Here is a 13,601-nt window from a genome sequence, read left to right as displayed (position 1 = left end):
AATGGCCATTCACGCGGCGACCTCGGCCTATCTGGGCTGGCTCGCCGTCGCGCTGGGCAAGGATAGGGGAGGATCCCGAACCGTCTCGGCGGCTCCGGGTGATCTCGTGTTGGGCTACGCGACCGGCTACGACTCCCATGACATCGCCCCGTTCGTGCGCTCGCTACGCGCTGTGTTTGATGGCGAGGTCGCCCTGGTCGTCGACGACCGATCCGATGTGATCGCCCTGCTGGAAGAGCACGGGGTCCATGCCCTGCCGGCGGACATGGTCGAGGGCTGGGAGCCCCACGCGGTCATCGCCCGGTTCGCGGCCTTCGATCGCTATCTGGCGGATAGGCCCGAGGTGCGGAACGTCCTGCTGACCGACGTGCGCGACGTCCTGTTCCAGCGACCGCCATTTGCGCCGGCGCCGACGGGGCTGGAGGTCTTCGTCGAGGGTGACGTGCTGGGCGATCACGCCTTCAACATGAAATATCTGCGAGCCCTGGCCGGAGACCGGATGGCCCAGGATCTGGCGTCGGCCCCCGCGATCTGTGTCGGCACGGTCATGGGGCCGCGCCGGGAGGTTGCCCGGTTCTGCCGTATGGTTCTGATGCTGGCGGCCATCCCGCGCTCGGAGATCGGCGGGGCCTTTGGTACGGACCAGGCCGCCTGCAATATCGCGGTGCATATGGGGCTGGTGGAGGCCGAGGTCCGCGAGAACTTCGGCCGCGTCGCCACCATCGGCCTGACGCCCGGCGAGACCCTTACGTTTGCGAACGGCGAGGTGGTCAACCCCGATGGTTCGGTCAGCGCCATTGTCCATCAGCACGATCGCCACCCCCATCTGGCCGAGGCGACCCGCGGCCGCTGGGGCCGGGGGCTGGAGGTGCGCGAGCGGGTCCGCCCCAAGGGCGTGGCCGAGCGCGGCCGTCGTCTGCGCGATTCCCTGATGCGGCGTCTGCCCGAACTGCGCTGACGTGATAGGTTGAGGGCCATGCCGGTTCGCCTGACCCTCCTCGCCCTCATGCTGATGCTCGGCGCCTGCGCCAGCGGGGCCCGGTCGTCATTTGACCTCCAGGACCGCGCAGGCGCGCGGCCGATGGGGCTGATCTCGGCCCCGAACCATCCGATCCGCGTCTATCTCGACGCCGAAGACCGCGCGGCGATCTTCCAGCAGGCGTTCCGCGAAGGGGTGCCGGTCGGAGCGGATGGGCGGCTGGACTTCATCGCCCTGTCGGGCGGCGGATCTAACGGCGCATTCACCGCAGGCCTGATGAAGGGCTGGAGCGAGACGGGCGAGCGGCCGGACTTTGAGGTTGTCACCGGCGTCTCGACCGGGGCGCTGGCCGCGCCCTTCGTCTTCCTCGGCCCCGACTACGACGACGAACTGGCCGAAGCCTATACCGGCGGAGCGGCGGCCGGTCTGCTGCAATCCCGGGGACTGGGCGCTCTGATCGGGTCCGGCATCTACAAATCGGCGCCTCTTCGATCCTTGGTCGAGCGGTTCGTGACCGAGGATGTCCTGCGCGCAGTCGCGGCGGAATACGCCAAGGGTCGGGTCTTGCTGGTTGCGACCACGGACCTCGACTCCCAACGCGGCGTCAGCTGGGACCTGGGCGCCATTGCGACGCAAGGCACGCCCCAGGCGCTGGAGCTGTTTCGCAGCGTGCTGGTGGCCTCAGCCAGCATTCCCGGCGCCTTTCCGCCCGTTCTGATCCAGTCAGACAACGCCGGTCTTCGTTTTGAGGAGATGCATGTGGACGGCGGGGTGGCAGCGCCCTTCCTGGCGGTGCCGGAGACCCTGTGGTCGTTCGAGGAGCCGTCCGACACTCTGCGCGGCGCGCGCTTCTATGTGGTGGTGAACGGGCGAACCAATCCCAGCTTCGGGATCACCAAGGACACACCCCAGGGCGTGCTGGGCCGCAGCATCGACATCCTGCTGCGCGCTTCGCTGGTGACGACCCTGGCGGGCAACCACGCTTTCGCGGACCGGAACGACCTGTTCTTCCGCTACGCTGCCCTGCCGGACGACTCCGAGGCCTCGGCCCTGGACTTCAGCCTCGAGTCCATGAGCGCGGTCTATGAGATCGGGCGGCAGGGCGCGATCTCGGGCGCTGCCTGGAGATAGACCCTAGGGAAGCGGCGCGAAGCTGCGTTCTTCGCGGAGCGCGCAGGCCTTCTTCACCGCGACCGGGGCGGCGTGCAGCCAGTAGGCGGCGTCTTCCGGCCGATCGGCCCGCTTCCGCTCCAGACCCCTCAGACGTCGCTGGGCGGCATTGGCCAGCAGGAGGGCGTGGAGCGCACGCGGTTTCAGGGTGCGAACCGTAGGGGCATAGGGGACGGCGACAGGATCGGGTCCGATGGGCTCGACTGCCGGTTGGGCGATGGCGATGAACATGGAGCGGCTCTGGCTTGAAGAGTAGGTCGGTGCTTCTGCGCCGGAGGGAACAGTGGATTAACCCTGACTTCTGTGGATAGTTCCGCATTCGGACCAAAAAATGTCCTGAAAAAACAGAAGCCTATGGTCTCGGTTTAGCCTTGTTAGTTAACGCCCGGTTAATGCCTCCGCTGCGGCGTAGAGCGCGGTATACGGAGCGGTGCGTTTCGATGACCGCTTCCTTGAGGAACTGAAGGCCCGCCTTCGCCCGTCCGACGTGATCGGCCGGTCGGTGAAGCTCAAGCGTCAGGGACGCGAATGGGTGGGGCTGTCGCCCTTCTCCAAGGAGAAGTCGCCGTCGTTCTTCGTCAACGACGACAAGGGTTTCTTCCACGACTTCTCGTCGGGCAAGCATGGCGACGTGATCTCCTTCCTGCAGGAGACCGAGCGGCTGAGCTTCCCCGAAGCGGTCGAGCGGCTGGCCGCCGAGGCCGGGATGCAGATGCCGGCCGAGGATCCGCAGGCCGCCGAGCGCGAGGCCAGGAAGCAGGGCCTGTCCGACTGGATGGACCTGGCCCAGAAATGGTTCGCGGCGAACCTGCGTCGGTCGACCGGCAAGGCGGCGCGGGACTATCTCGACAAGCGCGGCCTGCCGGAGGATCAGTGGGAGCGGTTCGGCCTCGGCTATGCGCCGAACGACCGCGAGGGGCTGAAGGCCGCGCTGGTCCAGCGCGGGGCGAGGCCGGGCGATCTGGTCGAGATGGGGATGCTGATCGCGCCGGAGGGCGGCGGCAATCCCTATGACCGGTTCCGCGACCGGCTGATGTTCCCCATCCTCGACGCGCGTGGACGTCTGGTCAGCTTCGGCGGCCGGGCGATGAACCCCGACGACCGGGCCAAATATCTGAACGGGCCGGAGAGCCCGCTCTTCCACAAGGGAGCGACCCTGTACGGCCTCCCCGAGGCCCGGCGCATCCTCGGCGCGGAGTCGAAATCGACCCAGGCAGTGATTGTGGTCGAGGGTTATATGGACGTCATCGCCTGCCAGCGCGCGGGCCTGCCGGCCGTGGCGCCGATGGGCACGGCCCTGACCGAGGACCAGATGGCCCTGCTGTGGAGGGTGTCGTCGGAGCCGGTCCTGTGTTTCGACGGAGACGGGGCGGGGCAGAGGGCCGCTTATCGCGCCATCGAACGCGCCCTGCCGCTGCTGAAGCCGGGTCGATCGTTCCGTTTCGCCCTGCTGGAAGGCGGGCAGGACCCGGACGACATCCTGAGAGACAAGGGCGCGCCGGCCCTGCGTCAGGCCATGACCGAGACGCGGACCTTCGCCGAGGTCTTGTTTCGCCGCGAGGCCGAGGCTGAACCGCTGGATACGCCCGAGCGCCGCGCCGGGCTGAAAGGGCGGCTGCGCACGGCGGCGGCGGCGATCCAGGACAAGGATCTGGCCGAACAGTATCGCCGCGAGCTGTTCGACCGCTTCGATGCCCTGTTCCCCGGTCGGTCGGCGCCCCAGCCACGCGCCCAACAACCGGGTGGACGCTGGAAGCCGGGTGCGCCGCCGAAACTCGGCCAGACGGCGGAGGGCGCCTCGGCGATGCACGCCCTGACCCGATCGATCGAGCCGATCGCAGCGGCCCTCGCCCATGGCGCCATCGAGGATCCGGAGCGGATGGACGACCATCTGGAGGCGATCGCCTCGCATGGCTTCGGCGATCCGGCGCTGGATGGGCTAGCGCAGGAACTTGTCCGGCTGCGGTTTGGTGGCCAAACGCTTGACAGCGCGGCCTTGCGTCGCCATCTCGCGACCTCCGGACACGATGCTTTAGTGCGCGAGGTCGAGAAGGCGGCGGCAAAGTCCGGCGCGCCTTTCCTGGCCGCAAATGCGCCCCTCGCCGAAGCAAGGGTCCGGTGGTCGCAAGGCTTCGACGCCCTGACCCGCGTTGCGGGACTGGACGCGGCGCTGGCGTCAGCGAAGTCGGGGGCGGATCACGCTTTCGACGCATCCGCCTTCAGTCGTCTGAAGGCGGAACGCGACGCATTGCGACGAGCCATCAAGACCGGAATGATCTGGGACGATGAGGCTGGTTCGTAACGAACTCGGGCCGCATGCGTTCTATTTCAGAGCGAATGTTGCATTTTTGCCGACGGGCCGGCGGGGTCCTGACGGCGCGGAGAATTGAACTGAATGACTGATACGCAGGAACCGCCTGAGTCCACATCCACCGACGGACCTTTGCTCGATCTCACGGATGCCGGCGTCAAGAAGTTCATCAAGCAGGCCAAGGCGCGTGGCTATGTGACGATGGAGGAGCTGAACAAGGTCCTGCCGTCGGAAGAAGTCACGCCGGACGCCATTGAAGATACGCTCGCGATGCTGTCCGAGATGGGCGTCAATGTTGTCGAGGCGGAGGAAGACGCCGCCGAGGCGACGGGCGGCGAAGTCGCCGAGCGCGCCGAGACTTCGGTCACCGAAGGCGATGCCAAGCCGACCTATGACCGTACTGATGACCCTGTCCGCATGTATCTGCGCGAGATGGGCTCGGTCGAGCTGCTGTCGCGCGAGGGCGAGATCGCCATCGCCAAGCGGATCGAGGCCGGGCGCGACGCCATGATCTCGGGCCTGTGCGAGAGCGCCCTGACGTTCGAGGCCATCATGGTCTGGCGCGACGAACTGGCCAACAACCGCATCCTGCTGCGCGAGGTCATCGACCTGGACGCCACCTATGGCGTGCTCAACCCCTCATCCCTGCCGCACAACCAGCCCCAGCCCCCGATCCCGGGTCAGCCGGTCCCGCCCAAGCCCGAGCTGGAACCGGGCTCGGACGCCGCTGCCGAGGCCGAGAAGGCCGAGCAGGACGAGGAGGACGAAGACTTCGACGACGGCGGCGGGATGTCGATCTCGGCGCTGGAGGCGGAGCTGCGCGACGGCGTCATGGAGACCCTGGACGCCATCGCCTCGGACTTCGACGCCTTCCGCAAACTGCAGGAGAAGCTGGTCGACACCCGGCTCAAGGGCGAGGACCTCAGCGTCAAGGACCGCAAGGCCTATGACACCTTGTCGGCGGCCATCTCGGGCCGACTCAAGACGCTGAAGCTGAACAACAACCGTATCGAGGCCCTGGTCGAGCAGCTCTATGCGATCAACAAGCGGCTGATCGGTCTGGAAGGCCGGCTGCTGCGCCTGGCCGACAGCTACGGCATCTCGCGCCCCGAGTTCCTCAAGTCCTATTTCACCCGCGAACTCGACCCCAACTGGTCGGAAACGGTCAAGTCGATGGGTGTTCGCTGGACCAAGTTCAGTGACGACCAGTCGACCCAGATCGCCACCATCCGGGGCGACGTCGCCGCCGTGGCGACAGAGGCCGGCCTGCCGATCGACGACTATCGCCGCATCGTCCACACGGTCCAGAAGGGCGAGCGCGAGGCCCGTCAGGCCAAGAAGGAAATGGTCGAGGCGAACCTGCGCCTCGTCATCTCCATCGCGAAAAAGTACACCAACCGCGGCCTGCAGTTCCTGGACCTGATCCAGGAGGGCAACATCGGCCTGATGAAGGCGGTCGACAAGTTCGAGTACCGCCGCGGCTACAAGTTCAGCACCTATGCCACCTGGTGGATCCGTCAGGCCATCACCCGCTCGATCGCCGACCAGGCGCGGACCATCCGCATCCCGGTGCATATGATCGAGACGATCAACAAGATCGTCCGCACCAGCCGCCAGATGCTGCACGAGATCGGCCGCGAGCCGACCCCGGAGGAACTGGCCGAGAAGCTGGCCATGCCGCTGGAGAAGGTCCGCAAGGTCCTGAAGATCGCCAAGGAGCCGATCAGCCTCGAAACGCCGATCGGCGACGAGGAAGACAGCCACCTGGGCGACTTCATCGAGGACAAGAACGCCATCCTGCCCATCGACGCGGCCATCCAGTCGAACCTGCGCGAAACCACGACCCGCGTGCTGGCGTCCCTGACGCCGCGCGAGGAGCGCGTCCTGCGCATGCGCTTCGGCATCGGCATGAACACCGACCACACCCTGGAAGAGGTCGGTCAGCAGTTCTCGGTCACCCGCGAACGCATCCGCCAGATCGAGGCCAAGGCGCTGAGGAAGCTGAAGCACCCGAGCCGGTCGCGGAAGCTGCGCAGCTTCCTCGACAGCTGAGGCGGGACACCGCCGACGAAGACAGAGGGCCGCTTCCGCAAGGAGGCGGCCCTTTTCTTCTCCCTCTCCCGGTGGGAGAGGGCTTGAGGCTCGCAGAGCGATAGCGATGCGTGAAGCCGAAAGGGTGAGGGGCCGACGTCGAAGTCGGCGCTAGCCGTGTCCGTGCGACGGCTCACGCCGACGGACCCGCCAACCCCTCACCCTTTTGCGCAAGTCTGATCGCCTGACGGCTCTCAGGCGCTCAAGCCCTCTCCCGCCGGGAGAGGGAAAGCCGTCTTTGCACCCTCAATCTCCGAACCGGGACCTCGGGGAGAATTCGGGGACGCCATTCCTGCAAACAGCGGGACAGGCGGGACGCAGATACGGCCGAAACTGACGTGGCGGTGTGCAAAGACCGCCGTCATGCACCACTTCAGACTTCGCAAATATCGCGGCCCGGAGACCTGGACCATGGTGCGGGAGGCCTATCTGGCGGGCGAACCGGCCCCGTCGGTGGCCCGTCGTTTCGACGTGAGCCTGGCCAATATCCGCAAGAAGGCCAGCCGCGAAGGCTGGACCCGTCACGCCATGGCGCGCCGCTACGACCTCAAGCCCATCCGCGGCGCCCCCGACGGCCCGCGCCCGGCTATCGGCCCCTTGCCGGACGCCCTGAACCTGCCGTTCGAGCCGAACGAGCGACCGGTCAAGGTTCGCGAAGCGATCGAACGCGCCGGCGCCCGCGCGGCCTGGCTGTTGTCCGAAGGGCGAGCCGGGGAGGCGGAAGTCCTGATCCGCGCGGCGAGGGCGCTGTCGGCGCTGTCCGTCCGCTATTCAGGGATGAGGTGATCAATCTTTGCCGTCGCGGCCGTCCGGTTCCTTGTCACCCCCACAGAGTAGCATGAGGCCCCTCTCCCTGTGGGAGAGGGGGACTATGCCGCCCGTTTCGCCGCGAACGTCCCGTTGGGCAGGGGGGTGATCTCGGCGTAGCGGACCAGGGTGTTGAGGGCCTGGACGACGCGCTGTTCGATGCCCTTGCCGCCGCGCTTGAAGGCGCGGGAGACGGCGGCGGCGTCCATCGGGCGGCCGGAGGCGACGAGGACGGCGCGGATGGCCATGACCTGTTCGCCCTTGTCCTTCGGGAAGGCGGGCAATCCCTTGTCGATGGCGACGACGGTGTCCTGAAGGTCCAGTTCGCCGGACTTCGGCGCGGCGGCGCCCTTGGCGAAGCGGGGAATCTGGTAGTCGGGACGCAGCCAGCGGACGTGGCCGGCGGCCTCCTCCGCCGCGCGCTCGGCGTTCAGGGCGACGAGGCGTTCGAGGATGATCTCGTCCAGTTGGGCGTCCTTCTCCCGTTGGGAGAAGGTGGCCCGAAGGGCCGGATGAGGGTCGTCTGTCGAAGCGGCGAAGCCGCCATCCGGGACCCGACCCTCACCCTTTCGCGCTGCCGATCGCGCTTCGCGCTCCCGGGCGCTCAAGCCCTCTCCCACCGGGAGAGGGGACAAGAGGTCGTCCCAGCCGTAGGCCTGCATCGTCGCCCGGTCGATCTGGTCGTGCAGGTCCTTGAGGATCAGCACCCGGCCGCGATCCTTGACGTCCTCGTCCTTCGCATCGAGCGGCGTCCCGGCGCGGACCTTCTCCAGCACATTGTAGAGGCCGGTCAGGGTCAGGTCGGGATGCTCGGCCTGGACGGTCTTGCGCGTGGCGTCGAGTTCCTCGCCCAAGGCGCGGAGGGTCGTGCGGATGGCGTCGGTCGGGTCGGGGAAGGGGAAGGGGTAGAAGCATTCGCTATGGTGATACGTCGGTCGATCCTCAAGGAGCGCCCCACGGTGAAATGACCATGAACAGTGAATACGAGATGACATGTGCGCCAAGAGCAGCGGATCGTCTGATCCCACAACAATGAGCTTTGCGTCGGGCACCACGTCCCCGCTCAGGAAGCTAAAGATGCGATGCTTCGCCGTGCGGACGGTGACGATGTAACGACCGAGGCCCGACATCGCGTCGCGCGTGGAGACAGAATTTTCGCCAAACTGCCACCACCGTTCTCGATAGCTGTCCCGACGATTGAGTTGCCGCTCGGGATGCACGTTCTCAAGCAGATGCTGATACTCTTCGGGGTAGTCGCTGCGCGCAATCGCGGCATTGATGCCAAAAAAGTCGGTGACGGAAACCCCACGGCTTCGATCCGTAACATCTCGACCATTCATGTAACGGCGGACCACTGGCGATTTTGAAAGACCGAATAGGTCGACCTCCTCACGGGTGAGAATGAAGCCTCCACCCATTAGCTGCACGCCCCGTCCACACAGCCCGCGGTTCGACGTAAGCGGCAGAGCGCTCGTAATGTTCACTCCCACGGTCAGGTCAGCATTGATCTTGCCTTCGCGCGCTTCGAACGCCAGTCGGGGGTCGTCTGTATCCAGCCCGGCTTCGCCCGCAACCTCTCGCAACACGCCTTCGTGAGCTCCAGCGCGGGCCACGGTCATGGCGATCCGCACAGCAGCGCTGTCCTTGGTCGCCTTGGTCCACGGATGGTCAGGCACGGCAAGGATGAGGGAGACCGGAGCTTTGGCGTCGAGGTGACGCTCCATCACCCGGCGCTGGAACACTTGGCTGATGGAGTTGGTTGTTACGAGCCCGAACCGACGGAGCGGCGTCTTCTTGCGGGTCAGTAGTTCGGCCGCCCGGTCCCACCAGTACATAACGAAGTCGGCGCTCTCGGTCATGTCCTTGTGCGCTTTCCACAGCGCCTCTGCTTAACCGGGTGCCATACGTGAACGCAGGTCCTTGCCACCGATGAACGGCGGGTTTCCCACGATGAACTCCGCCTCGGGCCACTCCGGTCGCCGCGCGCTTGGATAGACCTGCACCGCCACCCCATCCTTCATCTCGAACTGAAGTTCGGGATAGCCGTCCCAGGTCAGGACGGCGTCCTTCTGCTGGATATTGCCGAAGGCCTTGAGGATGGGTTCGGCCGGGTGTTCGGAGCGGTTGCGGTAGTGCTGCTGAAGATAGCCGATCCACAGCACCAGTTCGGCGATGGCGGCGGCGCGGACGTTCAGCTCGATGCCGAGGAACTGGTGCGGGTCGACGGTCTCGAAGCCGATGCCCTCGGTCTCGCCCAGTTCGGCCAGGGTCTCCAGCACCTCGCCCTCCAGCCGCTTCATCAGCTCCAGCGACACATAGAGGAAGTTGCCGGTGCCGCAGGCGGGGTCGAGGACGCGGGTGGTGCAGAGCCGATGGTGGAAGGTGCGCACGGCTTCCACCGCCTCTTTCGGCTCGTTGCGTTCGCGGGCGTCGGCAGCCTTGACCAGAGCCGCGTTCCAGTCGGCGCGCAGGGGCTCCATGACCGTGACCTCGACGAGGCGTTCGACATAGGAGCGGGGGGTGTAATGGGCGCCCAGCTTGCGGCGCTCGGACGGCTCAAGCGCCTGTTCGACCAGGGTGCCGAAGATGGCGGGCTCGACATAGCGCCAGTCGTGCCGGGCGGCGGCCAGCAGTTCGCCGATCTCCTCGCGGTCCATCGGAAAGGCCCTGGCCTCCTTGAACAGGCTGCCGTTGAAGTGCTTCAGGTGCAGGCCGAACCCGGCATAGAAGCGGTTGTCGTAGTCGGGCGCGTCCATGCTCTTCCACAGGGCCTGAAGCATGGGGGCGAAGCTGTCGGGGTGGTCCAGCTGTTCCTGCAGCAGGGCGGTGAACCGGCCCCGGGGCAAAAGGTCGGTGTCCTCGGCGAACATCGTGAAGATGCAGCGCATCAGGAAATGGGCGACCTCTTCCGGCGGATGCTTCTTTTCCAGCCGCTTGGAGACCTCGGCCAGACGTTCGGCGATCTGGCGCGTGACGCGGGCGGCTTCCCGCGTCGGGTCCAGCGACTGCGGCTCTGTCCAGATGGCCGTGAGCCGTTTGACGACGGCCGGATCGCGCAGGTCCTCCAGCCGGATGCGGAAGCCCTTGCGGTCGGGGAAGTGGGAATAGGCGCGGCCGGAGCCGGAGAAGTCGGCATAGACCTCGAACACATAGCCGACGTCGCAGACGATGATGAAGGGCGGGGCCGGGTGGTCGGCGGGCAGGCGGAAGACATAGTCCTCGGCCTGTTTGCGGGCGTTGCGCATGAGCACGTCCCACTTGCCCTCGGAGGCGGCGGTGGAGGCCGTCTCGTCGGCCTTGAACAAGGCCTGCTGGCCGTCATCACGGTGGGCGGCGCGCGACTGTTTGGCCTCCAGAATGAAGGCCCCCTTCTTGTAGAGGTCGATCCGCAGGGTGGAGGCCGTGCCCTCGGACTCGCGCCGCTTCACGCCGCGTTCGAAGACATAGTCGTTGGTGCGGGTGTCGTCCGAGGCCGGGTCGGGACGCGGGAGGTCCAGCGCCTCGCAAAGCTCGGTCAGGAACATCTGGTAGTTGGCGCGCTCGGCGCCGCCGCGCGCCTGGCTCCAGCGCTGGATGAAGGTCTCGATGTCCACGTGCGGCGTTTCCCCTTGAGATGACCTTAGGGTTGAGCACACGGTCTGGAAAGGCGGAACGCGGCGGCCGAACGCGAGATCGACGCCATGGTCTATCGCCTGTTCGACCTGACTCCCGACGAGATCGCCCTGCTGGAAGCCTCCATCACCGGCCAGCACTGACCCTTCCCTCTCCCCGGCGGGAGAGGGCTTGAGGCTCGCAGAGCGTAGCGATGCGTATAGCCGAAAGGGTGAGGGGTTGGTGAGAGACGGTTGGCGGGGTGTCCCTCACCCTTTCGCGCGAGTCCGATCGCCTGACGGCTCTCGGGCGCTCAAGCCCTCTCCCGCCGGGAGAGGGGACGAGAGGGGGAGAGGGTTCTATCCCTCGAACACGACCTCGAAGCCGCCCCACATCATGCGCTTGCCGTCGAAGGGCATGTCCATGTCGGCGAAGCGGGGGTCTTCCATCATCCTGGCCCAGGCGGCGTCGGCGGTCGCCTTGTCGGGCCACTTCAGCCAGGAGAAGATGACGACCTCGCCTTCTTCCAGCTTCACGGCCAGGTCGAAGCCGGTGACCTTGCCGGCCGGGACGTCGACACCCCAGGTCTCGACCTGTTCGAGGGCGCCGAACTCCTTGAACAGGGGGGCGCTGAACTCGGCGGACCGGATGTAGCGGTCCCTGTCCGCGGCCTTCACGGGGGTCAGGAAGCCGGTGATGTAGGACATCGTTCTTCTCCTTCGCAGGACTTTGTTGGCGGCCCTATGCCCGGCTCGCGGAGCCTCGCAGCCTGAGCCCCGGATGTGGATGATGACACAGGCAGGCGTCTTGTAAGAAGGCGTCACATCTAGGCGTTCAGCTTGCCTTTCGCGCGGCTGGCGTCGAGGATCACGCCCTTGTCGACATGGCCGATCCTTGCGCCCGGCCGCCCCAGCCGATGCAGGATGTGGCGGATGATGTTCAGCCGGGCCGTCTTCTTGTCATCGGTGGCGACGATGGTCCAGGGCGCGTCGCGATGGTGGGTCTCGGCCAGCATGCGGTCTCGGGCGCCGGTATAGGCGTCCCAGCGAATCTGGGCCTCCGCGTCGAGGGACGAAACCTTGAATTTTTTCAGCGGGTCTTCCATCCGCTCGGCGAGGCGTTTGGCCTGTTCGTCCTTGGAGATGTCGAGCCAGAGCTTGATCAGGATGATGCCGGAGCCGGTCAGCGACCGCTCGAACCGGGGCGCGTCGTCGAGGAAATGCTCGTGCTGCTCGGGGGTGCAGAAGCCCATGACGGGCTCGACGCCGCCGCGATTGTACCAGGACCGGTTCAGCAGGACCATTTCGCCTGCCGCCGGCAGATGGGAGACATAGCGCTGGAAATACCACTGTGTGGATTCTCGCTCGGTCGGCTTGGGCAGGGCGACGATGCGGGTCTGGCGGGGCGAGGCGTATTCGGTGATCCGCTTGATCGCTCCGTCCTTGCCGGCCGTGTCGCGGCCCTCGAACACGACGAGGACCTTCAGCCCCTGTTCGATGGCCCAGTGCTGGGTGTCGACGAGCTCCACCTGCAGCGCCTCCAGCATTTTGTCGTAGTCCTTGGCCTTGCCCATCGTGATCGCTCCGTGTTCGGCCGCAGGTTTGAGCGGTTTGCGCCCGCGCGTCGAGATGGGGACATGGGAAACGCGCGCGCGCGATTGTTACCTTTCGCCCGTCCGTCCATTGTCATCGGGCATGAAACGCGATTTCGCCGATTTCTGGAACCTGATGTGGGAGCTGGCGCTGGGCGTCTGCGCGGCCTTCGCCCTGATGAACGCCTTCGCCCCGCCGCAGGATCTGCCGTGGAAGCCGCTGGACCTCAACCATCCGCTGGGCCAGGCGACGGAGGCCAAGGTCGCGGACTTCGAGGTTCCGTTCGCGGCGTCGCCGGAGGAGGTCAGGGGCGCGACCGAGGCCTGTATCCAGACCCTGCGCGACGCAGGGGTCGAGGTGCGGCCGGCCGGGGACAGGGACGACGGCGGCTTCTGCCAGGTGCGCGGCGCGGTCACCATCACCGGCGGCGCGGTGACGCCGCTGAAGCCGGGCGGCCTGACCATGCAGTGCCCGCTGGCCGTGCGCTACGTCATCTGGGACCGGCAGGTGCTGCAGCCCGCGGCGGAGGCGATCTACGGCTCCCGCGCCGTCTCGGTGAACAACTACGGGACTTATTCCTGCCGCCGGATCTACGGCTCGACCGAGGTCTCGGACCGGCCCAGCGAGCATGCCAGGGCCAATGCGCTCGACGTCGCCTCGGTGACTCTTGCGGACGGTCGGACGGTGTCGGTTCTCAACGACTGGGACGGACAAGGTCCAAACGGAACAGAGGGTTCCGGGTTATTGAGACGCATCCGCGAAGGCGCCTGCCGGGTGTTCTCGACGGTGCTCAGCCCCGACTACAATGATGCGCACAAGGATCATCTTCACCTTGACGGGGCCCCTCGAGGGCTGTGCGCGTAAAATCCTTCCGCACAGGCCCGCCTGACGCACGAATCGTTTCCGGTTGACCGGGCTTTGCGGCTGAGAGAAAACATCCGCGCAATCCGGATTTCGCGTGGGGTCCAAACCCGCGTTTCGCTCCTTCGCCTGAACGAGCTGTCCAGATGGATTGTCGGACCCCCTCGACAGGGCGTCCGCCTGGAAAAGCGCGTTTATG

General features: G+C 66.4%; 11 protein-coding genes. 6 read left to right on the top strand and 5 right to left on the bottom strand.

All coding sequences use genetic code 11. The annotated features are described in order from the left end of the window. Position 1 precedes the first annotated feature (1 nt). Both ACP7AB_RS01405 and ACP7AB_RS01400 read left to right on the top strand, forming a co-directional pair. Complete coding sequence (locus tag ACP7AB_RS01405; protein WP_425988138.1) at positions 2-958, top strand: hypothetical protein; 957 nt, start codon at positions 2-4, stop codon at positions 956-958. A gap of 18 nt (positions 959-976) precedes the next feature. After that, entirely contained in the window at positions 977-2,110 is a 1,134-nt protein-coding gene (locus tag ACP7AB_RS01400) for a patatin-like phospholipase family protein (protein ID WP_425988135.1), read from the top strand. 3 nt (positions 2,111-2,113) lie between these two features. On the opposite strand, the gene ACP7AB_RS01395 is transcribed toward ACP7AB_RS01400, so the two are convergent. Further along, on the bottom strand, positions 2,114-2,380 hold the full coding sequence (locus tag ACP7AB_RS01395; protein WP_425988133.1) for a hypothetical protein: 267 nt from the start codon (positions 2,378-2,380) through the stop codon (positions 2,114-2,116). 199 nt (positions 2,381-2,579) lie between these two features. Between ACP7AB_RS01395 and dnaG the strand changes: the two genes are divergently transcribed. The 3 genes from dnaG to ACP7AB_RS01380 all read left to right on the top strand — a co-directional run bounded on the left by dnaG (position 2,580) and on the right by ACP7AB_RS01380 (position 7,337). Beyond that, a complete protein-coding gene (gene dnaG, locus ACP7AB_RS01390; RefSeq protein WP_425988131.1) occupies positions 2,580-4,451 on the top strand; it encodes a DNA primase in 1,872 nt (623 codons plus the stop codon). A 93-nt stretch (positions 4,452-4,544) separates the two neighbouring features. Next, a complete protein-coding gene (gene rpoD / locus ACP7AB_RS01385) occupies positions 4,545-6,512 on the top strand; it encodes an RNA polymerase sigma factor RpoD (RefSeq protein WP_425988129.1) in 1,968 nt (655 codons plus the stop codon). Positions 6,513-6,914: 402 nt separating this feature from the next. Beyond that, positions 6,915-7,337, top strand: a complete 423-nt coding sequence (locus tag ACP7AB_RS01380; protein ID WP_425988127.1) for a hypothetical protein — start codon at positions 6,915-6,917, stop codon at positions 7,335-7,337. Positions 7,338-7,420: 83 nt separating this feature from the next. Here the strand turns inward: ACP7AB_RS01380 and ACP7AB_RS01375 are convergent, their stop codons facing one another. The 4 genes from ACP7AB_RS01375 to ppk2 all read right to left on the bottom strand — a co-directional run bounded on the left by ACP7AB_RS01375 (position 7,421) and on the right by ppk2 (position 12,522). Next, positions 7,421-9,217, bottom strand: a complete 1,797-nt coding sequence (locus ACP7AB_RS01375) for a hypothetical protein (RefSeq protein ID WP_425988126.1) — start codon at positions 9,215-9,217, stop codon at positions 7,421-7,423. A 30-nt stretch (positions 9,218-9,247) separates the two neighbouring features. After that, positions 9,248-10,951: a type IIL restriction-modification enzyme MmeI gene (locus ACP7AB_RS01370; RefSeq protein WP_425988124.1), complete on the bottom strand. Its 1,704-nt coding sequence runs from the start codon at positions 10,949-10,951 to the stop codon at positions 9,248-9,250. A 357-nt stretch (positions 10,952-11,308) separates the two neighbouring features. Continuing rightward, the gene (locus tag ACP7AB_RS01365) at positions 11,309-11,656 is read right to left on the bottom strand and encodes a DUF1428 domain-containing protein (protein ID WP_426046077.1); all 348 of its coding nucleotides are present in this window, start codon (positions 11,654-11,656) and stop codon (positions 11,309-11,311) included. Between the two features lie 119 nt (positions 11,657-11,775). Then, positions 11,776-12,522, bottom strand: coding sequence for a polyphosphate kinase 2 (gene ppk2 / locus ACP7AB_RS01360; protein ID WP_425988120.1), 747 nt, complete (start codon positions 12,520-12,522; stop codon positions 11,776-11,778). 121 nt (positions 12,523-12,643) lie between these two features. Between ppk2 and ACP7AB_RS01355 the strand changes: the two genes are divergently transcribed. Next, on the top strand, positions 12,644-13,405 hold the full coding sequence (locus ACP7AB_RS01355; protein ID WP_425988118.1) for an extensin family protein: 762 nt from the start codon (positions 12,644-12,646) through the stop codon (positions 13,403-13,405). Positions 13,406-13,601 lie beyond the last annotated feature (196 nt).

The sequence above is a fragment of the Brevundimonas sp. TWP3-1-2b1 genome (assembly GCF_049896165.1).
Lineage (GTDB): Bacteria > Pseudomonadota > Alphaproteobacteria > Caulobacterales > Caulobacteraceae > Brevundimonas > Brevundimonas subvibrioides_B.
The sequence above is the reverse complement of the archived record's forward strand: the minus strand, read 5'-3'. Positions and strand labels throughout refer to the sequence as shown.

Bases quoted from the DNA above. Each gene is read 5' to 3' on its own strand.
- ACP7AB_RS01405 (WP_425988138.1), top strand. From the start codon at position 2: ATGGCCATTCACGCGGCGACCTCGGCCTATCTGGGCTGGCTCGCCGTC.
- ACP7AB_RS01400 (WP_425988135.1), top strand. From the start codon at position 977: ATGCCGGTTCGCCTGACCCTCCTCGCCCTCATGCTGATGCTCGGCGCC.
- ACP7AB_RS01395 (WP_425988133.1), bottom strand. From the start codon at position 2,380: ATGTTCATCGCCATCGCCCAACCGGCAGTCGAGCCCATCGGACCCGAT.
- rpoD (WP_425988129.1), top strand. From the start codon at position 4,545: ATGACTGATACGCAGGAACCGCCTGAGTCCACATCCACCGACGGACCT.
- ACP7AB_RS01380 (WP_425988127.1), top strand. From the start codon at position 6,915: ATGCACCACTTCAGACTTCGCAAATATCGCGGCCCGGAGACCTGGACC.
- ACP7AB_RS01375 (WP_425988126.1), bottom strand. From the start codon at position 9,217: ATGACCGAGAGCGCCGACTTCGTTATGTACTGGTGGGACCGGGCGGCC.
- ACP7AB_RS01365 (WP_426046077.1), bottom strand. From the start codon at position 11,656: ATGTCCTACATCACCGGCTTCCTGACCCCCGTGAAGGCCGCGGACAGG.
- ppk2 (WP_425988120.1), bottom strand. From the start codon at position 12,522: ATGGGCAAGGCCAAGGACTACGACAAAATGCTGGAGGCGCTGCAGGTG.
- ACP7AB_RS01355 (WP_425988118.1), top strand. From the start codon at position 12,644: ATGAAACGCGATTTCGCCGATTTCTGGAACCTGATGTGGGAGCTGGCG.